The sequence below is a fragment of the Aminobacter sp. 01T433 genome (assembly GCF_056398585.1).
Window position 1 is genome coordinate 1 of the sequence record NZ_JBFTPR010000009.1, and the last position, 22,904, is coordinate 22,904.

21 protein-coding genes are annotated in these 22,904 nt (G+C 62.0%); 10 read left to right on the plus strand and 11 right to left on the minus strand.

Translation table 11 applies throughout. From position 1 onward, the window contains the following. Positions 1–240: 240 nt before the first annotated feature. The 7 genes from AC1DLV_RS16810 to AC1DLV_RS16840 all read right to left on the minus strand — a co-directional run bounded on the left by AC1DLV_RS16810 (position 241) and on the right by AC1DLV_RS16840 (position 7,726). Positions 241–1,722, minus strand: coding sequence for a benzaldehyde dehydrogenase (locus tag AC1DLV_RS16810; protein WP_476801044.1), 1,482 nt, complete (start codon positions 1,720–1,722; stop codon positions 241–243). Between the two features lie 77 nt (positions 1,723–1,799). Then, positions 1,800–2,600 carry a 3-oxoadipate enol-lactonase gene (gene pcaD / locus AC1DLV_RS16815; RefSeq protein ID WP_476801045.1) on the minus strand — a complete coding sequence of 267 codons (801 nt, stop codon included), beginning with the start codon at positions 2,598–2,600 and terminating at the stop codon, positions 1,800–1,802. 111 nt (positions 2,601–2,711) lie between these two features. Then, positions 2,712–4,052: an MFS transporter gene (locus AC1DLV_RS16820; protein WP_476836196.1), complete on the minus strand. Its 1,341-nt coding sequence runs from the start codon at positions 4,050–4,052 to the stop codon at positions 2,712–2,714. Between the two features lie 96 nt (positions 4,053–4,148). Next, positions 4,149–4,934 (minus strand): benzoate diol dehydrogenase BenD, encoded by a 786-nt coding sequence (gene benD / locus AC1DLV_RS16825; protein ID WP_476801249.1) that lies wholly within the window; start codon positions 4,932–4,934, stop codon positions 4,149–4,151. A gap of 317 nt (positions 4,935–5,251) precedes the next feature. Beyond that, a complete protein-coding gene (gene catA, locus AC1DLV_RS16830; protein WP_476801047.1) occupies positions 5,252–6,178 on the minus strand; it encodes a catechol 1,2-dioxygenase in 927 nt (308 codons plus the stop codon). 98 nt (positions 6,179–6,276) lie between these two features. Further along, the gene (catC, locus tag AC1DLV_RS16835; RefSeq protein ID WP_476801048.1) at positions 6,277–6,567 is read right to left on the minus strand and encodes a muconolactone Delta-isomerase; all 291 of its coding nucleotides are present in this window, start codon (positions 6,565–6,567) and stop codon (positions 6,277–6,279) included. Positions 6,568–6,571: 4 nt separating this feature from the next. After that, complete coding sequence (locus tag AC1DLV_RS16840; protein WP_476801049.1) at positions 6,572–7,726, minus strand: muconate/chloromuconate family cycloisomerase; 1,155 nt, start codon at positions 7,724–7,726, stop codon at positions 6,572–6,574. Between the two features lie 100 nt (positions 7,727–7,826). Here AC1DLV_RS16840 and AC1DLV_RS16845 point away from each other — a divergent pair, with 100 nt between their 5' ends. From AC1DLV_RS16845 to AC1DLV_RS16890, 10 genes are all read left to right on the plus strand, one after another. Then, positions 7,827–8,759: a LysR family transcriptional regulator gene (locus AC1DLV_RS16845; protein ID WP_476801050.1), complete on the plus strand. Its 933-nt coding sequence runs from the start codon at positions 7,827–7,829 to the stop codon at positions 8,757–8,759. A gap of 340 nt (positions 8,760–9,099) precedes the next feature. After that, on the plus strand, positions 9,100–10,623 hold the full coding sequence (gene glpD, locus AC1DLV_RS16850) for a glycerol-3-phosphate dehydrogenase (protein WP_476801051.1): 1,524 nt from the start codon (positions 9,100–9,102) through the stop codon (positions 10,621–10,623). 37 nt (positions 10,624–10,660) lie between these two features. Beyond that, positions 10,661–11,743 (plus strand): ABC transporter ATP-binding protein, encoded by a 1,083-nt coding sequence (locus AC1DLV_RS16855; protein WP_476801052.1) that lies wholly within the window; start codon positions 10,661–10,663, stop codon positions 11,741–11,743. 9 nt (positions 11,744–11,752) lie between these two features. Then, on the plus strand, positions 11,753–12,820 hold the full coding sequence (locus AC1DLV_RS16860; protein ID WP_476801053.1) for an ABC transporter ATP-binding protein: 1,068 nt from the start codon (positions 11,753–11,755) through the stop codon (positions 12,818–12,820). 2 nt (positions 12,821–12,822) lie between these two features. Beyond that, positions 12,823–13,689: a carbohydrate ABC transporter permease gene (locus tag AC1DLV_RS16865; protein ID WP_476801054.1), complete on the plus strand. Its 867-nt coding sequence runs from the start codon at positions 12,823–12,825 to the stop codon at positions 13,687–13,689. 115 nt (positions 13,690–13,804) lie between these two features. After that, a complete protein-coding gene (locus tag AC1DLV_RS16870; RefSeq protein ID WP_476801250.1) occupies positions 13,805–14,623 on the plus strand; it encodes a carbohydrate ABC transporter permease in 819 nt (272 codons plus the stop codon). A 13-nt stretch (positions 14,624–14,636) separates the two neighbouring features. Then, a complete protein-coding gene (locus AC1DLV_RS16875; protein ID WP_055979040.1) occupies positions 14,637–14,918 on the plus strand; it encodes a DUF2160 domain-containing protein in 282 nt (93 codons plus the stop codon). Positions 14,919–14,992: 74 nt separating this feature from the next. After that, positions 14,993–16,717, plus strand: coding sequence for an ABC transporter substrate-binding protein (locus tag AC1DLV_RS16880; protein WP_476801055.1), 1,725 nt, complete (start codon positions 14,993–14,995; stop codon positions 16,715–16,717). Positions 16,718–17,071: 354 nt separating this feature from the next. Next, positions 17,072–18,289 carry an ABC transporter substrate-binding protein gene (locus AC1DLV_RS16885; RefSeq protein ID WP_476801056.1) on the plus strand — a complete coding sequence of 406 codons (1,218 nt, stop codon included), beginning with the start codon at positions 17,072–17,074 and terminating at the stop codon, positions 18,287–18,289. 423 nt (positions 18,290–18,712) lie between these two features. After that, entirely contained in the window at positions 18,713–19,780 is a 1,068-nt protein-coding gene (locus tag AC1DLV_RS16890; protein ID WP_476801057.1) for a helix-turn-helix transcriptional regulator, read from the plus strand. Positions 19,781–19,866: 86 nt separating this feature from the next. On the opposite strand, the gene AC1DLV_RS16895 is transcribed toward AC1DLV_RS16890, so the two are convergent. The 4 genes from AC1DLV_RS16895 to AC1DLV_RS16910 are packed head-to-tail and all read right to left on the minus strand — an operon-like array spanning position 19,867 to position 22,897. Then, on the minus strand, positions 19,867–20,961 hold the full coding sequence (locus tag AC1DLV_RS16895; RefSeq protein ID WP_476801251.1) for an oxidoreductase: 1,095 nt from the start codon (positions 20,959–20,961) through the stop codon (positions 19,867–19,869). Positions 20,962–20,965: 4 nt separating this feature from the next. Next, a complete protein-coding gene (locus tag AC1DLV_RS16900; protein WP_476801058.1) occupies positions 20,966–21,601 on the minus strand; it encodes a nuclear transport factor 2 family protein in 636 nt (211 codons plus the stop codon). A gap of 34 nt (positions 21,602–21,635) precedes the next feature. Further along, positions 21,636–22,094 carry a MaoC family dehydratase gene (locus tag AC1DLV_RS16905; RefSeq protein ID WP_476801059.1) on the minus strand — a complete coding sequence of 153 codons (459 nt, stop codon included), beginning with the start codon at positions 22,092–22,094 and terminating at the stop codon, positions 21,636–21,638. Between the two features lie 2 nt (positions 22,095–22,096). Next, complete coding sequence (locus AC1DLV_RS16910; RefSeq protein ID WP_476801060.1) at positions 22,097–22,897, minus strand: SDR family oxidoreductase; 801 nt, start codon at positions 22,895–22,897, stop codon at positions 22,097–22,099. Between the last annotated feature and the right edge of the window lie 7 nt (positions 22,898–22,904).

Here is a 22,904-nt window from a genome sequence, read left to right on the forward strand (position 1 = left end):
GTCTCAGCAAAGTGCGTCGTCCACATTGAAGGCTCGTCCCGCGAAGCTCCATCATGCGGCGACCAATGTTGACCGCGAAGACAACCATGCACCCGGCCGCCGTTTCAACAGAATTCATCCCTTGACGCCCCGAATGCGATTAGACAACCTCATCAGTACCTATTGGATGCGGCACTTGATGCGCCGATGACCCTGCCTGATCCGATCCGTATCAGGCCCTGGTGAGCAGGCTGACATACGTCAGAACGGGTATGCCGGCGGTGTGTTGCGGATGGTCAGCCACTGCCACTGCGTGAACTCGTCGATATTGCTCGGACCGCCGATGCTGCTTCCGTTGCCCGACGCGCCAACACCGCCGAAGGGATTGATGACCTCGTCGTTCACTGTCTGGTCGTTGATGTGCAACAGGCCGGCGCGCAGCCGGTCGCCGATTGCCATGGCACGGCCGATATCCGGCGAGATCACGGCCATCGACAGCCCGTATTCGGTGCGGTTGGCGAGTTCCACCGCCTCGTCATCGCCGTTGAAGGACGTAATGCAAGCCACTGGTCCGAAGACCTCTTCTTCGAACGCGGCCATGCCTGGCTTGACGCCGGCGAGCACACTTGGTGCGTAGAACAGGTTTTCATAGGTGCCACCTGCGCGGAGTTCCGCACCTTGCTCGACCGACGCTTTTACCACCCGGTCGATATGGTCGAGCTGGGCCTTGTTGATGATCGGGCCGATGGCAACGTTGTCCGCCGCCGGATTGCCGACAGGCAAGCTCTTTGCCTTCTTGGCCAGCGCTTCAGTGAAAGCTTCCAAAATAGGCGCTTCCACCAGGATGCGGCCGGAAGACATGCAGATCTGGCCCTGATGCAGCCAGGCGCCCCAGGCCGCGTTCTTGACGGCAAGCTCCAGGTCGGCGTCCTTCAGGACAATCAGCGTGTTCTTGCCGCCGAGCTCGAGCGACACCTTCTTGAGATGCCGGCTGGCGTTTTCGCCAACGATCCGTCCTGCCTTGGTCGACCCGGTGAACTGGATCATCGCCACATTCGGATCGGAGACCAGTGCTGCACCCGCGTCACCGGCGCCCGGCAAAACGTGGATAAGGCCTTCCGGCAGGCCGGCCTGTTCGAACAGAGCGGCAAAGACCATTCCACCGCAGACGGCGGTGCGCGGGTCGGGCTTGAGCACGACCGCATTACCAACTGCCAATGCCGGCGCCACGGCGCGCATGGCCAGGTAGAGCGGGAAATTGAATGGCGAGATGATGCCGACGACGCCGAGCGGGCGGCGGCGTGCGAGATTCATCCTGCCGGCTTCCGAGGGAAGCACGAGACCTTGTGGCTGCGAGGCGAGAGAGGCAGCTTCGTGCAACGCCTTGATGCTGAGCTGCGTCTCGAATTCAGCTTTGCCGCGCGCAGAACCACCTTCGCGGATCAGCCATTCGACCACATCGGCAAAATGCAGCTCGAGCATGTTTGCAGCCTTGCGAATGACGCCTGCCCGGGTGTCATAGCTCGCCGCGGCCCAGGCCTTCTGGGCTTTCGCAGCGATTGCCGACGCCAGTGTCACATCGTCGGCGGACGCCATGCCGATCCGGCCCAGTGTCGCACCGGTTGCGGGTTCTGCAATGTCGGCAGCTTGCGCCGTGCGCTTCCAGCCGCCCGAATAGACCGTTCCGTCGAGGTGCTCGTTGCGGATCAGTTTAGGCTGGGACGATGAGACTGTCTTATCCATGATATGACTCCTGTTCGTGAAATTCGGGTCGAGGCCGGGTTATCCGGTGATCAAGGCCCATCCTCCCGTGGCAACCCCTATCCCTTTGTGGAAACGGCGGAGTTCAAGAATTCACGAAGCAGGGAGGCCACTTCGTGCGGACGCTCAATGCACGGCAGATGGCCCGCGCCAGCAATTGTGCGGAACGACGCAGCGGGGATTCGTCGCGCGGTAGCTGCGACCAGATCCGGTGGCGTAGAAAGATCCTCGTCGCCTGCAATGACCAGTGTCGGCGCAACGATGCCGCCGATCGTCTCGGTCAGGTCAGCGTCGCGCAGCGCCGCACAGGTGTCGACATAGCCGGCTGCCGGCGTCCGCTCCAGCATCCGCTGCCAGCCGGCGAAGGCCTCAGCCTGGGTCACACCGAAAGCGGGCGAAAACCAGCGCTCCATGATTTGCTCGCCGATCGCTGCCACCCCTAACTCACGCACGGAAGCGATGCGGGCGTTCCAGGCATCCGGCGCGCCGATCTTGGCTGCCGTGTCCATCAACACAAGCCTTGTCACGCGTTCGGGGGCGCGTGCGGCAATGTCCATGGCAATCAGCCCACCGACGGAAAGGCCACAGACGGCCGCACGGTCCCATCCGACATGGTCGAGCAATGCGAGAAGATCGGCGGCGTTGTCGGCGATGCCGCCCAGTGCCGGCGCGATCTCGCTCAAGCCATGCCCGCGCTTGTCATAGAACAGCAGCTCGAAATCCGAACCGAGCTCATCCGCGACGTCGTCCCAGATCGTCATGTCCGACCCAAGCGAGTTGGCAAATGCGATCCGTGGCGCGTCCCGACGGCCTTTGAGACGATAGTGGAGGACGATGCCGTTGGCGCGGACGAAAGACATGATTGACGGCTCGCTCTTTTGCAATCCGAGGTGGCGTTGGACGGATCATCAAGGTGTAAACTTTTCGGCCCGGGCACATTTGCAGTGCCCGGGCCGAAGATAGCGGAACGTTCAGTGTGCCCCGGCAACAGCCTCGGTCGGTGCCTGTCGGCGCGTGCGAACCAGGACGACGGCTCCCGTCGCGATGATCAGGGGCACGGCAAGCCCGATGAAGTAGCCGCTGGTACCACCGGTCTGCAGCAGCCAACCGCCAGCCGCCGACCCCACGATGGCGCCGGTGCGGCCGATGCCAATCGCCCAACCGGTTCCGGTCGCACGCAGTTCGGTCGGATAGGTGCTGGAGATGAGGTAGTTCAGCGCAATCTGCTGGCCGCCTATGCCAAAGCCGGCAGCAGCGACAAGGGCAAAGACCACGGTCCAGTTCGTATCCACCAAAGCCAGCCCGATACAGACGGCGATGCCGATCATGAACATCACTGTCAGCGTGCGGCGCACATCGATACGCGGCAGGAAGATCGACAGCGGAATGGCGAAAATGATGAAGGCGGCGTTGACGATGACCGTTCCAAGCGCTGCGGTAGGCTGGGCGAGCCCCATATTGGTCAGCACCGTCGGCAGCCACAGGAGGAACATGAACCAGGCGATCCAGTTGAACAGGTAGATGGCCCAGATGGCGATCGTGCTGGTGCGGTACTCCGGCGTGAACAGCGCGCTGACCGAGCCCTTGCCGGCCGCAGGCGGAACGATGAAGGTCGTGTCATTCGCGATCGGCTTGCCCGTAATGCGGGCGACGAGTCCCCGTGCGCGGGAAATATCGTCGGGGCGGCCGCGCGAGGCGAGAAACTGAGCGGACTCCGGCAGAAACGCCAGGCAGATCAGCAGAACGACGAGCGGTATCGCGCCGCCGACGATGTAGATGCCCTGCCAGCCGATGACCGGCATCCAACCAGCGGCGAGTACGCCGCCGACCATCGCGCCGGCCGGCAAGCCCAAGAGCACGCCGGTAAGGACCGCGCCGCGCAAGCGCGAGGGGCTGTATTCCGCCGCCATGGCCAGCAATACCGGTGTAGCACCGCCCATGCCCAGGCCGGTCAGGAAACGAAGCACCACGATCTGGGTGGGCGTCTGGGCAAAAGCGATGGCCAGTGAAAAAGCGCCGAACAGCACGATCGAGCCGAGAATGGCGATGCGGCGGCCGATCCGGTCGCCGATCATGCCAAGCCCCATCGCGCCCAGTGCCATGCCCAGCGTGCCTGAAATGAAGATATAGGTCATGTCGCCCGGCGTCATTCCGAACGCCTTGGCTATCGCTGGGCCGGTATAGGCAATGGCTTGCGTGTCGAAGCCGTCAAGCAGCGCGACCAGAAAACACAGGGAAAAAACCCGCAATTGCAGGCCACTCACAGGCCGCTCGTCGAGCAGTTGCCGAATGTCCAGTTTTGAATTTCGCACTTAAATACCTCCTCTGGGAATTTACTGTAGGTCCGGCGACACATCCTTGCCCCTATCGGCAGGGCCGTCTGGCGGCGCGAGCGCCCTGCTCCGCCTTCAGCCGCTGTCGCCGCCGCCGACCGGCAGGATGGTGCCGGTGATGTAGGAAGCGTCGTCGGACGCCATGAACAAGATGGCGCTGGTCTGCTCGGCGAGCGTGCCGTAGCGTTTCATGAAGCTCGTGGCCTTGGTCTGATCGACGACCGCCTGCATCCAGGCTTTGTCCTGTTCGTTCTGGGCGGCATCGTTGCGCGGGATGCGGCGCACCGGCGCGTCGGTGCCGCCTGGCGCCACGGCATTGACGCGGATGCCTCGTTCGGCATTCTCCATGGCGAGCGACACGGTGAGTGCATTGACTGCCCCCTTTGCCGCCGAATAGGGCACGCGGTTGATGCCGCGTGTGGCAATCGACGAGACATTGACGATCGATCCACCGCCGGCCTCGATCATCAGCGGCAGCACGGCGCGGCAGCACCACATGGTCGGAAACAGCGAGCGGCGGATTTCCGCTTCGATCTGTGTTTCGTCGAAATGCTCGAATGGCCGCATCCAGATGGCGCCGCCGACATTGTTGACGAGTATGTCGACGCGCCCGAGGCCAGTACGCGCATCTTCAATCGCGGCCTCCGCGCCCTGCCAGCTTTCGAGGTCGGCCAAGATAGCGAATGCCTTGCCGCCATTGGCGACGATTTCGGCCGCAACCTCCTTGGCCAGTTCGGAGCGGTCGACAACAGCAACATGCGCGCCTTCGGCAGCCGCTTCGATTGCCACCTGGCGACCGATGCCTTGCGCGGCACCGGTGACAACCATTGCCTTGCCCTCGAAACGTCCCGTTCGGTTCATCATGACGCAGTCTCCGCAAATTGACGGGAAGAGCAGGACGGCCCTGCCCTTCCGGATATTCGAGCGTTGGAAGGAAGCGGCGAACCCGCCAGCATGGAAGGGCTTCAACCGCCAGGGTTCGCGGCAAAAGGCGGACGGCGGCACGGCTGATGAGATAGCGAGATCAGCCCGCCCGTCATGCCGGCACGGTTGTGAAGAGGCCCACGCTGAGGTGATCGTTCATATTGGCCGCATCGAGCTTTTTCCGATGCGGCCTCAACTTGGAACTCTGCATGATGAAACGGGGCGCCGCCTAGGCAGGCGCACCCGCGCCAAGATCAGGCGCTTGCGCGTTCGCGCTCGACAACTGTGTCGGTTACACCTTCCACTTCAGGCATCAGCACGAAATCGAAATCGATCGAGGCGAAAGGTTCCTGTACCTGGCGTTCCGCCAGCACTTTCGGATCGCTGATGCGGGTGACCGGCGGGATGAGGTCGTTGCGGGTGCCGAAAGCGAAATCTTCGAACAGGTATTCGTCGCCCTCGATGTTAATCTGCGTCGTCAGGTGGCGATGGCCGGGCGCCGACACGAAGAAATGGACGTGTGCCGGACGGTGGCCATGGCGGCCAAGCGCCAGCATGAGGGTCTCGGTCGAGCCGCCTTCGGGCGTGGCGTAGCCGCTGGGCATGATCGAACGGAAGCTGTAGCGGCCATCCGCGTCGGTCTGGATGCGCCGGCGCAGATTGTATGCCGGCTGCTGCGGGTCAAAGTGCGAGTAGTTGCCAAGCACATTGGCGTGCCACACATCGACGATCGCATCAGTGACCGGCTTGCCGTTGTGGTCGCGGACCTGGCCCTGCATGAACAGGACTTCGCCCCTCTCCGAGCCGTCGTCGAGACGAGCGGTTGCCTTGCTCAGCGGCGCGCCGGCAATGTAGAGCGGACCTTCGATGGTGCGCGCGGTACCGCCAGCCAGGCCGGCGCGGCGCTCGGCCTCATCGAGGCGCAGGTCGAGGAAGTGTTCAAGGCCGATGCCCGGCGCGACCAGGCCGAGTTCGTTGGCGCGTGCCGCCTGGCCGAGATAGGCAACGGCACTCCAGACCTCGTTCATGCTGATGTCGAGATCGTCGATTGCAGTGAACAGATCAAAAAGCAGCCGATTGGTGATCGTCTTCAGGCGCTGGTCGCCGCCCGGCTGATCCAGACCGCTGGCGCGGTTGGCGAGATCGGCGATGACGGACTTTTCGATGAGCTTGCTGGACATGGGGAACCTCCCTTTCTGGCTCGCATTTCTGCGCGTTGACTAAATTCCGCTCCTGTTCATCCGCTCTTCCCGCGCGGATCGGAGCCTTTTGTTGGCGCCTATGCGCCGTCGTCGGCAATCGCCGACGGATGCCGGCAAAGTGCTTTCACTTCGATCTGCATGAAGGGAAACAACGGCAAGCCCGACAGGATCTCGTGCAATTCGCCCGGTCCGCTTACGTCAAAGATACTGACATTGACATACTGGCCAGCGACACGCCAAAGATGGCGCCACTTGCCATTTCGCTGCAGTTCCTGAGCTTGCGCCCTCTCTGTCGCCTTCAGCCGGTCGGCCTCCTCCTTGGGAAGGTCGTGCGGCAGGTTGACGGTCATTTCGACTTGGAAAAGCATAGCTCTACCCCACTGCCTTAAGTGTTGCGGACGCTCCGGTCCGATCGCGGCGGAAACGGTTCACTGCCGCTTCGTCCAATTCAATTCCCAGGCCAGGCCCGGTCGGAACCTTGAGCTCGAAGTCGGCATAGATGAGCGGCTCGGTCAGCAGTTCCTCAGTCAGGAGAAGTGGTCCGAACAGTTCGGTTCCCCACTCGAGACTGCTTACACCTGCGAAAAGCTGTGCTGCGGCGATCGTTCCGATCGGGCCCTCGAGCATCGTGCCGCCATAGATGGCGATATCGGCTGCCTCGGCCACCGAGATCACCTTGGCGGCAGCAAACAGGCCGCCGGCCTGTTCGATCTTGATCGAAAACACATCGCCGGCGCGTTTCGATGCCGCCGTCAGCGCGCTTTCCGGCCCAGTCAAAATCTCGTCGGCCATCAGCGCGATGCCGGCCTTCGCCTGCAGCCTGGCAAGCGGCTCAACGCCCGGGACCGGTTGTTCGACCAGCACGCAGCCTGCGTCGCCAAGCGCTGCAATGCCGTAAGTTGCTTCGCGCTCGCGCCAGGCCATGTTGACGTCGACACGAACACTGGCAAAGTCCGGCAGCGCCTTGCGGATCGCACCGACATGGGCCACGTCCTCGTCGACCGGGCGACGGCCGATCTTGAGCTTGAAATCCTTGTGGCGGCGAGCCTCCAGCATGCGCTGGGCCTCTTCGATGTCCTTGGCGGTATCCCCCGAGGCGAGCGTCCAAGCCACCGGCAGGCTGTCGCGCCGGCGGCCGCCGAGCAGTTCCGACAGGGGCAGGCCAAGACGGCGGGCCTGCGCGTCCAAAAGAGCTGTTTCCATCGCGCATTTGGCGAAGTGATTGCCCTTCACCGCGGCGTTGACCTTGTCCATGGCGAGCCCGACGCGGGTCGCATCAGCGCCGATGAGCAGCGGCGCGATATATTTGTCTATGGTGAGCTTCATACTTTCGGGGCTCTCTGCCCCGTAGGCGAGCCCACCGATGGTGGTGCCTTCGCCAAGTCCTAAAACCTCGTCGGAACAGCGCAGCCTGACGACCATCATCGTCTGTCCACTCATCGTCACCATCGACAGCCGATGCGGCCTTATCGTAGGCACATCAAGCAGTAAGGTCTCGATTTCGACAATGCGGGCGCCAGAACTCACGGAATTCTCCTCCGAACTTCCTATGGCAGACGCTAGCTTTGCGCAGACAAACAGTCCAAGACTATCGCGGTCGGTTTCGATACCCGGAAGGTATAGTGTCATGGATATGCGGCAGCTTCGCTATTTCGTCGCGGTGGCGCGCGAGCGCAACTTTTCGAGGGCTGCCGAGACGCTGCATATCGCCCAGCCGCCGCTCAGCCGACAGATACAGCAGCTCGAAGACAGCTTGGGAGCTGTGCTTATCGACCGCTCCAGCCGGCCGCTGGCGCTGACCGAGGCCGGGCGCTTTTTTTACGAGCAAGCATCCCAGATGATCGCCCGCATGGAGCACATCCGCGAGCAGACGCGCCGCATCGCGCAGTCACGCCGCGAGATCTTCATCATCGGCTGTGTCGGCTCGACGCTGTATAGTGGCATCCCCGATCTGGTGCGCAACATGCGCGCCCGCTGGCCGGAACTCGGCATCGAAATCCGCGAGATGATGTCTGTCGAGCAGATCGCCGCCCTGAAGGACGGACGCATCGACCTCGGCGTCGGGCGCGTGCGCCTGAGCGATCCCGACGTGGAACGGATAACGCTGCGCGAGGAACGACTGGTCGTCGCCTTTCCGAAGGGGCACCCCAAGTCGCTATCGACCGAACCGATCGCGCTGAAGGAGATCGAAGGCGAGACCCTGGTGATCTATCCGTCCAAGCCACGCCCGAGCTTCGCCGACGAGATCCTGGGCCTGTTTGCCGATCTCAATGTCGAGCTGGGGATGGTGGAAGAGGTCCGCGAAATCCAGACCGCGCTTGGCCTGGTGGCGGCAGCGGCGGGATTGTGCATCATCCCCGCCCCTTCGCAGCGCCAGCGCCCCGACGATGTCTGCTACCGCATCTTGTCCGACGCGCAGGCTACCTCGCCGGTGATCATGAGCTGTCGGCGCAAGGACAACTCGGCCCGTATCGAAGAGATCAAGAGCCTGATCCGGGAAATGTATGCGCAAAACCCGCCATGGCTGCAGCTGTCAAACACCGGCCTTGCGACGGGGTGAGGTTGTCGGCCTCTGGCAAGTCAGGCGGCGGCGGCTGACGGGATGCTGGGGCCAATAGCGCTGCAGTTCGGCTACTTCGTCCTTTGAATGCCACGCGTCGCCAACATTTGCTGCCAGCTCCCTCAAAAAACTCCAGCCGGGCAGCCGAGGTCACATGCTTTGCGTCGAGCCCGTGCGCCTTTGCGCCTATCGCTCGGCAGACGCGCCGCGCAACCTCACGCCAAAGCTCCTGATCATCGATATATTTCGTTTGACATTCATTTTCAGTTCGAAATAATCCAAATCGAGCTTCATGGAAGCCAAAATTGCTGCAGTGCGAAAAGACGGCGAAGGCGTGAGCATGCCCGACATACATGACATCTTCGTCATCGGCGGCGGCATCAATGGCTGCGGCATCGCGCGCGATGCCGTCGGGCGCGGCTACTCAGTCTACCTCGCTGAAATGAACGATCTCGCCAGCGGCACGTCGTCCTACTCGACCAAGCTGATCCATGGCGGCTTGCGTTATCTCGAACATTACGAGTTCCGCCTGGTGCGTGAAGCGCTGATGGAACGCGAGGTGCTGTGGCGCAACGCCCCGCACATCATCTGGCCGATGCGCTTTGTCTTGCCCTACGCCAAGGGCCTGCGTCCGGCCTGGCTGATCAGGCTCGGCCTGTTCCTCTACGACCACATCGGCGGGCGCAGGCTTTTGCCGGCGACCAAGACACTCGACATGCAAAGCGACGCCGCCGGCAAGCCGCTCAAGCCGATGTTTTCGCGCGCCTTCGAATATTCGGATGGCTGGGTCAATGACGCCCGGCTGGTGGTGCTCAACGCCCGCGATGCCGCCAATCGGGGCGCGATCATCCGCACCCGGACCAAGGTGACCAGCGCGCGGCGTGACAATGGCCACTGGATCATCCAGGTCGAAGACACCCGCAGCGGCACAATCGAAGAGGTCAAGGCGCGGCTGATCGTCAATGCCGCGGGCCCCTGGATCGACCATGTCTTGACCGACACCGTCGGCCAAAACAACGTCCACAATGTGCGCCTGGTCCAGGGCAGCCACATCGTGGTGCCGAAGAAATTCGACGATCCGCGCGCCTATTTCTTCCAAAACAAGGACGGGCGGATCATCTTCGCCATTCCCTACGAGGAGGACTTCACCCTGATCGGCACCACCGACCAGGATTATGACGGCGACCCGCATGCAGCCAAGATCAGCCAGGGGGAGATCGACTATCTCTGCGCTGCAGCGAGCGAATATTTCGCCGAGCAGGTCAAGCCCGAGCACATCGTATGGACCTATTCCGGCGTCAGGCCGCTTTACGACGACGGTGCCAGTAAGGCACAGGAAGCGACGCGCGACTATGTGCTGAAGTCGGATAGCAGCGAGGGTAAGGCTGCGATCGTCAACATCTTCGGCGGCAAGATCACCACCTATCGGCGCCTTGCCGAGTCGATGCTCGAGATCATCGAAAAGCATCTGGGCAAGAAGGGCAGATCCTGGACGGCGACCGCCGCCCTGCCCGGCGGCGAGTTCGCGGCCACCGCCTTCGACGCCGAAGTGGCGAAGCTCAAGGCCGCCTATCCATTTCTCGACATGCGCCTCGCCCGCCGGCTGACCCGGCTCTACGGCACGCGGGCAAAAGCCCTTTTGGGCCTCGCCAGATCCGAAGCCGAGCTGGGGCGCAATTTCGGCGCCGACCTCTACGAGGCGGAGGTGCGCTACCTCGTCGATCATGAATGGGCGGTGACGGCAGAGGACATTTTGTGGCGACGCACCAAGCGCGGTCTCAAGCTCGGCAAGGAGCAGGCCGCGTCACTCGATGAATTTCTGCAAGGAATAAGCCCTGGCGTGCACAACGCCGCGGCAGAATAGGCAAAGCGTCCTGCGTCTGCCTCTGGGAGGAGGAATTATGCTGGAACTGCGCAACATAACGAAATCAATGGCCGGCGCGGATCATATCCGCGACGTCTCGCTCACGCTCCAGCACGGCAGCCTGAATGTGCTTCTGGGGCCGACGCTTTCGGGCAAGACCAGCCTGATGCGGCTGATGGCAGGGCTCGACAAGCCGACTTCAGGATCCGTCTGGTTCGACGGTGTGGATGTGACCGGCGTACCGGTCCAAAAACGCAACATCGCCATGGTTTACCAGCAGTTCATCAACTATCCGGCGATGACGGTCTACGAGAACATTGCCTCACCACTGCGCGTTGCCGGGGTCGACAAAGCGAGGGTCGACAAGGAGGTCAAACGCGCCGCCGACCTGCTGAAGCTTACGCCCTATCTCGACCGCACCCCGCTCAATCTCTCCGGCGGCCAACAGCAGCGCACCGCGCTTGCCCGCGCCATCGTCAAGAATGCCAAGCTGGTTTTGCTCGACGAGCCGCTCGCCAATCTCGACTACAAGCTGCGCGAGGAGTTGCGCGCCGAGTTGCCGAAGATCTTTGCCGAGACTGGCGCGATCTTCGTCTATGCCACGACCGAGCCGCACGAGGCGCTGCTGCTCGGCGGCAATACCGCGACACTGTCGGAAGGCCGCATCACCCAGTTTGGCCCGACGATCGAAGTGTTCCGCAAACCGCATGATCTGATCACGGCCAAGACATTCGCCGACCCACCGCTCAATACGATCGTGATGAAGAAGAGCGGCAGCAATTTCCAGCTTGATGGTGGGGTGGACCTCCCAGTGCCGGCTGACCTCGCCGGCATTGCCGACGCCAGCTATACGATCGGCTTCCAGCCCCACCATCTTTCTTATGAAAAGCGCACCCCAGATGCGGTCGGCGTCACGGCGAAAGTGTCTGTGACCGAGATCACTGGCTCGGAGAGCTTCGTGCATCTCGACTTCGCCGATGCCCGCTGGGTGATGCTTGCCCATGGCATCCGCCAGTTCGAGCCGGACGAGACCGTCAAGGTGTTCATCGATCCGCGCCACGTCATGGTGTTCGACGCGAATGGCCGTTCGGCCGCCTCGCCATCGCAACTGGCCGCATAGGAGGGCGAGATGGCACGCATCGACCTGAACCATATCCGCCACGCCTACAGCGCCAACCCGAAGTCGGAAAAGGACTACGCGCTGAGGGAGGTGCATCACAGCTTCGACGACGGCGGCGCCTATGCACTGCTCGGCCCGTCCGGCTGCGGCAAGACAACCCTGCTCAACATCATTTCAGGCCTGCTGCACGCCTCGCACGGACAGCTTTTGTTCGACGGCAAGGACGTCACCCGGCTGTCGACGCAGGAGCGCAACATCGCCCAGGTGTTCCAGTTCCCGGTCATCTACGACACCATGACGGTTTACGACAATCTCGCTTTCCCACTGCGCAATCGCGGCGTTGCCGAGGCCGATGTCGACCGCAAGGTGCGCGAGACGCTGGACATGATCGACCTGGCAAGTTGGGCCAAACGCAAGGCGCGCGGGCTGACCGCCGACCAGAAGCAGAAGATATCCCTCGGCCGTGGCCTCGTTCGCTCCGACGTCAACGCCATCTTGTTCGACGAACCGCTGACCGTCATCGACCCGCATATGAAATGGCTGTTGCGCTCGCAGCTCAAGCAGCTTCATCGCCGCTTTGGCTACACCATGATCTATGTCACCCACGACCAGACCGAGGCGCTGACCTTCGCTGAAAAGGTGGTGGTGATGTATGACGGCGAAATCGTACAGATCGGCACGCCGGCTGAACTGTTCGAGCGACCCAAGCACACCTTCGTCGGCTATTTCATCGGCTCGCCCGGCATGAACGTCATGCCAGTGGCCGTTGAAGGCAGGCGCGCCCGGGTTGGCGACCAGGTCATCGACCTTCCCGGCACGCCCAGCGCCGATGGCGGCGGCATCGAGCTCGGCATCCGGCCTGAATTTGTCCGGCTTGGTGCCAAGGGCATGCCAGTTACAATCCGCAAGGTCGAAGACATCGGCCGCCACAAGGTGGTGCGTGCCAGTCTCGAAGGCCGCGAGATCGCGGCGATCCTGGGCGAGGACGACAACGTGCCAGCCAATCCGCACGTCACCTTCGATCCCGCAGGCATCAACCTCTACGACAAGTCGTGGCGCGTCGAGATGGGAGGCTGACCATGGAAAAGACCTGGAACAACAAAGCCTGGTTCATGGTGCTGCCGGTGCTCGTGCTGGTGGCTTTTTCGGCGGTCATCCCGCTGATGACTGTGGTCAATTATTCGGTGCAGGACACGTTCGGCGGCAACCAGTTCTTCTGGGCTGGCACCGAGTGGTTCGAGGAGATGCTGCACTCCGACCGCTTCTGGGCGGCGATGGGGCGCAACCTGGTCTTTTCGGCGATCATCCTGGCGATCCAGATCCCGCTCGGCATCTTCATCGCGCTCAACATGCCCAGGAAAGGCTGGGGCGTGCCGGTCTGCCTGGTGCTGATGGCACTGCCTCTGCTTATTCCGTGGAATGTCGTCGGCACCATCTGGCAGGTGTTCGGGCGTATCGACATCGGCCTGCTCGGCTACACGCTGCACGCGCTCGGCTTCGACTACAACTACGTCAACGACCCGTTCGACGCCTGGGTGACGGTCATCATCATGGATGTCTGGCATTGGACCAGCCTGGTCGTTCTGCTCTGTTATGCCGGCTTGGTGTCGATCCCCGACGCCTTCTACCAGGCCGCCAAGATCGACGGCGCGTCGCGCTGGGCGGTGTTCCGCTACATCCAGTTGCCGAAGATGCAGCGGGTGCTTTTGATCGCCGTGCTGCTGCGCTTCATGGACTCCTTCATGATCTACACCGAGCCCTTCGTCGTCACCGGCGGCGGCCCTGGCAATTCGACGACCTTCCTGTCGATCGACCTCGTCAAGATGGCTGTCGGCCAGTTCGATCTTGGCCCTGCCGCGGCAATGTCGATCATCTACTTCCTGATCGTCCTTTTGCTGTCATGGGTCTTCTACACCGTGATGACAAATTACGACGTGGAGAAGTGAGATGGGGGGCACAAGGGAAGCTGTCGTAAACGCCGACAAGGACAAGTTGATGCGAAGTGCACCGGCGACGGCGGGCGCTGTCCACGGCACCCCGGACGCAGCACTCGCTCGGCGGATGCGGCGGCGCGGCGAGGAATCGCGCTTCTGGTGGTTGGTGCCGACGATCTACATCATCTTTTTGATGCTGCCGATCTACTGGCTGATCAATATGAGCTTCAAGTCGAACCAGGAAATCCTGGGGACCTTTTCGCTGTGGCCGCAGAACCCGACACTGCGCAATTACGGCGTGATCTTCACCGATCCGTCCTGGTACAAGGGCTACATCAACTCGATCATCTATGTGGTCATGAACACGGCGATCTCGATCTCGGTCGCCCTGCCCGCAGCCTATGCCTTCTCGCGCTACCGGTTCCTGGGCGACAAGCACCTGTTCTTCTGGCTTTTGACCAATCGCATGGCACCGCCGGCGGTGTTCGCCTTGCCCTTCTTCCAGCTCTATTCCGCCTTCGGTCTGATCGACACCCACAGTGCCGTCGCACTCGCCCACTGCCTGTTCAACGTGCCGCTGGCGGTGTGGATCCTTGAAGGCTTCATGTCGGGCGTGCCCAAGGAGATCGACGAAACCGCCTATATCGACGGCTACTCGTTCCCGCGCTTCTTCATCAAGATCTTCGTGCCGCTGATCGCGAGCGGCATCGGGGTCGCGGCCTTCTTCTGCTTCATGTTCTCATGGGTCGAGCTGTTGATCGCCCGCACGCTGACCACCACCGACGCCAAGCCGATCGCGGCCATCATGACGCGCACCGTCTCGGCCTCGGGCATGGATTGGGGCGTGCTTGCCGCCGCAGGCGTCTTGACCATCATCCCGGGTGCCCTCGTCATCTGGTTCGTCCGCAACTACATCGCCAAGGGCTTTGCCCTGGGCCGCGTCTGAGGGAGCGTTTGTGATGGACTTTTCCTGGATGGCCTGGACACTGCCGACGGCAGCCTTCTTCATCACCATTTTCCTGATGCTCGTGGGCATGGGTGTGTGGGAGTATTTCTCGCCCGGCGGCAATCCGCGCGTCGGCATCCTCAGGTTCGAGACGACCAGGGGGGACAGGCTTTTCGTTTCGCTGCTCGGCAGCGCCTTCATTCATCTCGCATGGCTGGGTCTGATCGGACCCAACCTGTGGTGGGCTCTCGCTCTCGCAGTGGTCTACGCGATCGGCGTATTCCGCTTCGTCTAGAGGGGGGAATGTTGGACCGCCGCAAGCCCGCGGCGGCGCCAAATGGCAATGCAACCTTGTTTGGGAGGAAATTAATGCGACGCCATATTTTAGCATCGACAAGCATGATCGCCCTGCTTTTGGGTGCAAGCAATGCCTTTGCCGGCATGGAGGAGGCGAAAGCCTTCCTCGATACCGAAATCAAGGACCAGTCCGCGCTCGATCGCGCCGGTCAGGAAGCCGAAATGCAGTGGTTCATCGATGCCGCAAAGCCTTTCGCCGGCATGGACATCAAGGTCGTTTCGGAAACCATCACCACGCATGAGTATGAATCGAAGACGCTTGCCAAGGCGTTCTCGGACATCACCGGCATCAAGATCACGCATGACCTCATCGGCGAAGGCGATGTCATCGAAAAGCTGCAGACGCAGATGCAGTCAGGCGAGAACATCTATGACGCCTATGTCAACGACTCCGACCTGATCGGCACCCATTGGCGCTACCAGCAGGCACGCAGCCTGACCGACTGGATGGCCAATGAGGGCAAGGATGTCACCAATCCGAACCTCGATGTCGCCGACTTCATCGGCACCAAGTTCACGACCGCGCCGGACGGCAAGCTCTACCAGCTTCCCGACCAGCAGTTCGCGAACCTCTACTGGTTCCGCTACGACTGGTTCAACGACGACAAGAACAAGGCCGATTTCAAGGCGAAATACGGATACGACCTCGGCGTTCCGGTCAACTGGTCGGCCTATGAGGACATCGCCGAGTTTTTCACTGGCCGCGATGTAAACGGCCAGAAGGTCTATGGCCACATGGACTATGGCAAGAAGGACCCCTCGCTCGGCTGGCGCTTCACCGACGCGTGGCTGTCGATGGCCGGCAATGGCGACAAGGGCCTGCCCAACGGTCTGCCGGTCGACGAGTGGGGCATCAAGGTCAATGACAAGTCACAGCCGGTGGGCTCCTGCGTCGCGCGCGGCGGCGATACCAACGGCCCGGCCTCGGTCTACTCCATCGTCAAGTATCTCGACTGGCTGAAGGCCTATGCGCCGCCGGAAGCCCAGGGCATGACTTTCTCCGAATCCGGCCCCGTGCCGGCCCAGGGTGCGGTTGCCCAGCAGATCTTCTGGTACACCGCCTTTACCGCCGACATGGTCAAGCCCGGCCTGCCTGTCATGAACGAGGACGGCACGCCGAAATGGCGCATGGCGCCCTCGCCGCACGGTGTCTACTGGAAGGACGGCATGAAGCTCGGCTACCAGGACGTCGGTTCTTGGACGATCCTCAAGTCGACGCCGGACGACCGCGCCAAGGCCGCCTGGCTCTACGCGCAGTTCGTGACGTCGAAGACGGTGGACGTGAAGAAGAGCCACGTCGGTCTTACCTTCATCCGCCAGTCGACGCTCGATCACAAGAGCTTCAGCGACCGCGCCCCACAGCTCGGTGGGCTGATCGAGTTCTACCGCTCGCCGGCTCGTGTTCAGTGGTCGCCGACCGGCACCAACGTGCCTGACTACCCGAAGCTGGCACAGCTGTGGTGGCAGGCTATCGGTGACGCCTCCTCGGGCGCCAAGACGGCGCAGGAAGCCATGGACTCGCTCTGCGCCGAGCAGGAAAAGGTGATGGAACGGCTCGAACGCGCCGGAGTCCAGGGCGATATCGGCCCGAAGATGGCGGAGGAGCACGACCTCGCCTACTGGAACGCGGAAGCGGTCAAGGCCGGCAATCTCGCGCCTCAGCTGAAGATTGAAAACGAAAAGGAAAAGCCGATCACCGTCAACTACGACGAGCTGGTGAAGAGCTGGAGCAAGTAAGCGTTCGGGCGGATCATCAACCCGACTAACCGTCTGGGGCGGCGGCGCAGTGCCGCCTCCCCTAGAAAACTGCTGTCATCTGAACATTGCCTCTTGCCTCAACCGAAAGCCACATCGAGGGTTCGGCGCATTCCCTCTTGTTGGCTCAGGTCATGCTTGTACGTCGGGGCCAAAGCGCACGCGCGCCCAGAGGCAATATAGAGCCGCCACCCTCCAACAGGCACCACTGCGCCGATAGCGGCAGATGAACCGCCAAAATTTCATTTCGCCGCGCCCCTCCATCGTCCGACCAGACGATGCCGCCTACACTTGGACGTGACTGGCTGGCGATCGAAGTAAGCGGAGGAGATACGCATGAACTTCCAATGGAATAAATCCATCACGCGGCACAGGGCCATCGGAATGGTTTCGATGGCTGCACTGGCGCTTTCGGCTGGCATTTCGCACGCCCAAGAGACCGTCAAGGTCGGCGGCATCATGTCACTTACCGGTGGCGGCGCCTCCATCGGCAAGACCGCCGAAATCGGCTGGAAGCTCGCCATCAAAGACATCAATGCTGCCGGCGGCATCCTGGGCAAGAAAGCGGAGCTCGTTCTTGGCGACACGATGACCGATCCGACCCACGCCGTCAGCGAAGTCCGTCGCCTGATCGAAAACGAGAAGGTCCAGGCTCTGGTCGGCCCGGCCACCAGCCAGGAAACCATTCCGGTTGTTCCGGTTGCTACCGAAAAGAACATTGCCCAGGTCTCGTCAGCTGCTTCTACCCAACTGACGCCCGAAGTCGGTCCGTTCCACTTCTCTGGTTCGGCCACTGGCGTCAACCAGATGAAGCCGAACATCGACTACGCCCTCGACAAGCTCAAGCTGACCAAGCTCGCGCTGATCTCAGACAATGGCGGCATGTCGAAGGCAGCGGTCACCGAGATCGTCGATTATCTCAAGTCGCGCGGCATCGAGCCGACGGCGGTGCAGGAGTTCGCCTTCCGTACTGAAGACATGACCCCGCAGCTGTTCCAGATGCGCAGCTCGGGCGCCGAAGCGATCCTGCTGATCAACTCGATCGGCGATGACTCGCGCAAGCTGCTCGAAAACCGGGCAGATATCGGCTGGGACGTTCCCGTGCTCGCCAACCAGACCATGACCAACTACGCCGTCGGCAATGTCGGCCTGATCGGCGAGGAAGCCTTCGCGAATGTCTATAGCACCCAGTTCGTCGGCATGACCTACTGCCCAAGCGATCCTGTCGGTGAATCGTCCTTCGCCAAGTTCGCCAAGCGCGCCAAAGAAACTGTTCCCGAGCTCGACCGCATGGGCGGGGCGCCCGCTTTGACGCCCTACTACCTCCAGCCCATCGTGCTTGCGGCGGCAATCAATGGCTCCGGCAAGACCGACGGTCCGTCGATCACGGCCTGGCTGCAGGAGAACGCCGCAAAGGTCGACCTACTGATCGGGCCGATCCAGGCGAGCAAGACGAGCCACTTCCTGCCGGCGCCCGAGGCGATCAAGGTCGTCAAGAACGCCTACAAGCTGCGGGAGGACGGTCTCGTCGAACGCGCCGACTGCGGCGCATAAATCCGCCAGACACTTCTGGCCGAACATTCAGATTGGCGGGCCGGGTCGCAAGATCCGGCTCGTTTCGTTTGCACGGGTCGAGGCGACAGCGTTCATTCACTGCTGACATGGTGTCGAAAATTTCACGTCGCTCATTTCGCATTTGACGCTGTGTCGATTTAATGACAATGTGTCGATACAAGCCATTCGCATTCGGGAGGAGCGCGATGACCAGTTCGAGCAAAGTCTCTCTCACAGCTGCGTCGTCATTCGTCCGGCACCGCGCCCGACGAGGTTTCCTCCCGCCTTCCTGATACGCCGACGCCCGCGAACATCGCGAGCTTCTAAGCCGAAAATCCTGCTGACTTTGACGACCTGGGTGGCGCCATTGCTGTTCGGGATCGACGCCGCACATACCCGTGCGATAGAATACCGGGAGTTCCAATGACCTTTCATTCCAGATCGATCGTCGAATTCGGACTGTTCCTCAACCGCGTCTCCGACAGTGTCTTCAACGGTGCGCCGCTCAGGAACTCGCTGGAGTTGATCCGCGAACAGTTCGACGCCTATGCGGCCGTTGTCGTCATCGAGGATCGGGCACGTACCGGCGAGACTTACTATGTCTTCACCGAGATCGACGAGAACATGATCGATGCATCCGGCACCCCTCTCGGGCGCCCTGCTCAGTTGGCCTATCTCACCGAGCGCTGCCAGCCGATGTCGGCGACGCTGCTCACGTCCGACGAATCCGCCCGCTACACCTTATGGCTCTTCCGCGACCGCGCCGGACCCAAATTCGACGATGATGCGGCCTCCGTCTGCGAAATCCTGGTGTCCCAGCTATCCCGCGGCATCGAAATGTCGTGGCGCATGGGCGCGACCGAGGTCGAGCGCACGCTCTACTCCGACGTCATGGACAAGCTCTATGTCGGCGTCGTCATCCTGGACCATTCAGGCAAGATCATCCGCGCCTCAGATGCGGCCACTCGTTTCCTCGAAACGCGCGACGGCTTGCAGATCCAGGGCAACCGCTTGCGCGCGACTTCGGCCAAGGAAGACCGCGATTTCCAAAGCGCCATCAAGGCGGCAACGCAGGGCGCGGCCGGTGGCGAAGCAACCGTTTCGCGCGGCCTGTCACTGACCAAGCAGTCCGGCTCGCGCAATCTCGGCGTCATCGTCAGGCCGATCCGCATCAGCAACGGCAACGCAGCCGCCGCGAATTCCGCAGTCGCCGTCTATATCCGCGACCCCGAGACCAATCCCGAGGTCGAGGGCGAACTCGTGCGCCAGCTCTTCGACCTCACGCCAGCCGAGGCAGCGGTCGCCCGTCGCCTGACAGCTGGCCTGTCGCTCGAAGATGCCGCAACCTCGCTCGACATCAGCCGCAACACGGCGCGCGCGCATCTGCGCTCGATCTTTTCCAAAAGCGGCATCACCCGCCAAACCGAACTGGTCCGCCTGGTGTTGAACAGCGCCGTCATACTTGGTCAGGGTCCGCGCCAGGCTGCGTAAGCGGGCTGGTCTCTTCGGAATTCAACAGACGAACAAGCTGAAGCGCCGGCGGACGATGTCCCCGGCGCTCTTTTTGCCCCTGTTGCTCAAAACAGCGTCTTGAGCTGCTCCTTGGAATAGCCGATGCCTTCATGCGCGCGGTCCTGCTTGACCTTGAGCGCCCAGCCTGGATCGGCAAGCAACGCCCGACCGACGGCAAGAATGTCGAACTCGCCGCGTGCCAGCGGCTTTTCGATCACGTCCAGCGACGCGGGTTCCGCCGCATTCAGGCCCGGGCGGTCAAGCCCGACACCGCCGACCGCGATCACCGGGAGGCCGGTCAGCTTTTTCGTCCAGCCGGCAAGCGTCATGTCACCTTCGGCTGCAAAACCTGGTTCCCACACACGGCGCGTCGAGCAATGTAGCATGCTGACACCGGCATCGACCAGCGGCTCCAAAACGTCAGCCAGCTCCGCCGGCGTTTCACCGAGCACGGCCTTGTAGTCCTGCTGTTTCCACTGCGAATAGCGAAACGAGATCGGGAAATCGGGGCCAACGCGTGCGCGCATCGCTTCGATCACCTCGACGGCAAAGCGCGTACGCTCACGACGGTCGCCGCCATAGCGATCGGCCCGCCTGTTGGTCGTCGCCCAGAAGAACTCGTCGATCAGATAGCCATGCGCGCCATGGATCTCGACGCCGTCGAAGCCCAGTTTCTGCGCCGCCTCGGCTGCATCCGCATAAGCCTCGACGACCTCGATGATGGCCTTTTCCGTCATCGCCTTTGTCGGCTCGGGATGACCGGTGAAAGCGTTGAGGTTTTCCGACGGCCCAAGGCCTGGAACGCCGGGCTGCGGCGCCATGGCCGAATTGCGGAAGCTGCCGGTGTGCCAGAGCTGGGGCATGACCTTGCCGCCTGCCGCATGCACCGCCGCCCGCACCTTCGCCCAGCCAGCTAGAGCCGCCTCGCCCGCGAAATAAGGTACGCCATCATAGCTCGGGGCCGTGGGGTGACCAATATAAGTGGCCTCGGTGATGATCAGGCCGACCTGGTTCAGCGCCCTGCGCGCATAGTAGCTCGCCACCTTTTCGTGCGGCACACCGTCGGCGCAGAAATAGCGCGACATCGGCGCCATGGCGATGCGGTTTGCCAGCTCCAGCTGACCGACCTTGATGGGCCGAAACAGCCTGTCGGCGATCATATTATCAGCGTACGCGGTTTCCACGGACTTCATTGCCTTTGCGCATGGTTTCTATGAAAGCTTCGAGGGGCGCCGGCTCGGGCAGCGCTTCGTCGGGACCGGAACGCGCCCAGAATTCCTTCCAGGAGGGGAACAGGTCGTGGAACGAACCCTCATAGGGTTCGCGGCCGGGCCAGCGCATCTTGCGCGAACCGATCGGCGGCTTGTTGAGGTCGGTGGCGTACCAATAGAGCGGTTGGCGGCGGCGGAAGCACCAACGACCGTCGATGCGCTCGTAACGGTCGTAATACATCATCTGCATGATGACCCATTCGGCGCCGCATTCGTGCTCGTTCTTGGAGTAGACAACGCCCACCGCATTGTCAGCGTCGATGAACTCGATGATCGTCGAGCCGACATGGTGCGAGGTGCCGTCGAACTGCTTGCGCATGGTCTCGTCGAGCCAGTCGCGCAGGGCGGCCCTGCCCGACTTGCCACCGCCGACCTTGACGTCGGGTGCAAACAGCGACGCCATTGCACTCATGTCGCGCATGTCGAGCGCCAGCGAATATTTGGAAATCAGCTGGCGGATCTCGTCGCGCGACTCAAGCCGGTCCAGTCGCGCCAGGATCTCGGCCTGCGCGTCGCTCGTTGTGTCCATTGTCGTCTCCGATGCCTGAACGGCGCCAAGCGCCTCAGAAATAGTACCGTCCGACCATGTCGGCGACACAGGCCGGCTTGGCCGAACCCTCGATCTCGATAGTCACCCGCACAGTCGTCTGCACCGCATTGCCAGCCAGCAGCTCGGCATTGACCAGTTCGCCAACCGCCCTCACCTTCGACCCGACCGGCACCGGTGCTGGAAAGCGCATCCGGTCACAGCCATAGTTGATGCCCATCTTCATGCCACCCGCCTGGAACAGCTCCGGCAGGAAGCCGTTGATCAGCGAAAACGTCAGGCAGCCATGCGCAACAGTGGTGCCGAACGGGCCGTCCTTGGCGCGCACTGGATCGACGTGGATCCACTGGTGATCACCGGTCGCCTCGGCAAAAGTGTCGATGCGCCTCTGGTCGATCGTCAGCCAATCGCTTGAACCGAGGTTCCGGCCAATTGCCGCCACCGCCTCTTCAGGCGAAGAGAAGACGAGCCCCATCGTCACGACCTTTGGCTGGAGACGGAGACGATCTCGCCGACCATGTAGCCGGCGTAGTCGCTGGCAAGGAACATCATGACGTTGGCGATCTCCCAGACTTCCGCGGCGCGGCCAAAGGCCTCCTGGCTCGCGAGCGCGTCGAGCTGTTCCTGCGGCGCCGAGCGTTTGAGGAAGTCGTGCATGGCAATCGACGGCGACACCGCGTTGATGCGGATGCCGTATTCTGCGGCTTCCACCGCCGAGCAGCGGGTGAACGCCATCACGCCAGCCTTGGCGGCGGCATAATGCGACTGGCCCTTCTGGGCACGCCAACCAAGCACCGAGGCGTTGTTGACGATGGCGCCCTTGCCGCGCGGCTGCATCTTCTTCAGTGCCGCGCGCGTCATGCGCATGGTGCCCGTCAGCGTCACGTCCAGAACCAAGTTCCATTCCTGATCGGTCATCTCGACAACCGGCTTCAGGCCGCCGAGACCGGCATTGTTGATCAGCACGTCGATGCCGCCGAGCTTTTCTTCGGCAGCGTCGACCAGCGCCTGAACTTGTTCCTCGTCGGTGACGTTGCAGAGCTGGCTGTAGATCTCGACAGTCGGTGAAAACTCGCGCAGCTTTTCGACAGCTTCGGCTAGGCGGCGGTCATGGACGTCGGAGATCATGATCGCACGGCAGCCTTCCTCGATCGCCTTGCGTGCGGCAGCAAAGCCGATGCCGACGCCGGCAGCTGCGGTGATGAGCACCGAGCGGCCCTTGAGCAGGCCATGGCCTTCGACATAGGGCGGAACGGCTTTGATTTTGGTGGCGGTCATTGATCGA

What these genes read in the sequence shown, in the direction of transcription:
- AC1DLV_RS16810 (WP_476801044.1), bottom strand. Translation starts at nt 1,722, where the DNA reads ATGGATAAGACAGTCTCATCGTCCCAGCCTAAACTGATCCGCAACGAG.
- pcaD (WP_476801045.1), bottom strand. Translation starts at nt 2,600, where the DNA reads ATGTCTTTCGTCCGCGCCAACGGCATCGTCCTCCACTATCGTCTCAAA.
- benD (WP_476801249.1), bottom strand. Translation starts at nt 4,934, where the DNA reads ATGAACCGAACGGGACGTTTCGAGGGCAAGGCAATGGTTGTCACCGGT.
- catA (WP_476801047.1), bottom strand. Translation starts at nt 6,178, where the DNA reads ATGTCCAGCAAGCTCATCGAAAAGTCCGTCATCGCCGATCTCGCCAAC.
- catC (WP_476801048.1), bottom strand. Translation starts at nt 6,567, where the DNA reads ATGCTTTTCCAAGTCGAAATGACCGTCAACCTGCCGCACGACCTTCCC.
- AC1DLV_RS16845 (WP_476801050.1), top strand. Translation starts at nt 7,827, where the DNA reads ATGGATATGCGGCAGCTTCGCTATTTCGTCGCGGTGGCGCGCGAGCGC.
- glpD (WP_476801051.1), top strand. Translation starts at nt 9,100, where the DNA reads ATGCCCGACATACATGACATCTTCGTCATCGGCGGCGGCATCAATGGC.
- AC1DLV_RS16855 (WP_476801052.1), top strand. Translation starts at nt 10,661, where the DNA reads ATGCTGGAACTGCGCAACATAACGAAATCAATGGCCGGCGCGGATCAT.
- AC1DLV_RS16860 (WP_476801053.1), top strand. Translation starts at nt 11,753, where the DNA reads ATGGCACGCATCGACCTGAACCATATCCGCCACGCCTACAGCGCCAAC.
- AC1DLV_RS16865 (WP_476801054.1), top strand. Translation starts at nt 12,823, where the DNA reads ATGGAAAAGACCTGGAACAACAAAGCCTGGTTCATGGTGCTGCCGGTG.
- AC1DLV_RS16870 (WP_476801250.1), top strand. Translation starts at nt 13,805, where the DNA reads ATGCGGCGGCGCGGCGAGGAATCGCGCTTCTGGTGGTTGGTGCCGACG.
- AC1DLV_RS16875 (WP_055979040.1), top strand. Translation starts at nt 14,637, where the DNA reads ATGGACTTTTCCTGGATGGCCTGGACACTGCCGACGGCAGCCTTCTTC.
- AC1DLV_RS16880 (WP_476801055.1), top strand. Translation starts at nt 14,993, where the DNA reads ATGCGACGCCATATTTTAGCATCGACAAGCATGATCGCCCTGCTTTTG.
- AC1DLV_RS16885 (WP_476801056.1), top strand. Translation starts at nt 17,072, where the DNA reads ATGAACTTCCAATGGAATAAATCCATCACGCGGCACAGGGCCATCGGA.
- AC1DLV_RS16890 (WP_476801057.1), top strand. Translation starts at nt 18,713, where the DNA reads ATGACCTTTCATTCCAGATCGATCGTCGAATTCGGACTGTTCCTCAAC.
- AC1DLV_RS16895 (WP_476801251.1), bottom strand. Translation starts at nt 20,961, where the DNA reads ATGATCGCCGACAGGCTGTTTCGGCCCATCAAGGTCGGTCAGCTGGAG.
- AC1DLV_RS16900 (WP_476801058.1), bottom strand. Translation starts at nt 21,601, where the DNA reads ATGGACACAACGAGCGACGCGCAGGCCGAGATCCTGGCGCGACTGGAC.
- AC1DLV_RS16905 (WP_476801059.1), bottom strand. Translation starts at nt 22,094, where the DNA reads ATGGGGCTCGTCTTCTCTTCGCCTGAAGAGGCGGTGGCGGCAATTGGC.
- AC1DLV_RS16910 (WP_476801060.1), bottom strand. Translation starts at nt 22,897, where the DNA reads ATGACCGCCACCAAAATCAAAGCCGTTCCGCCCTATGTCGAAGGCCAT.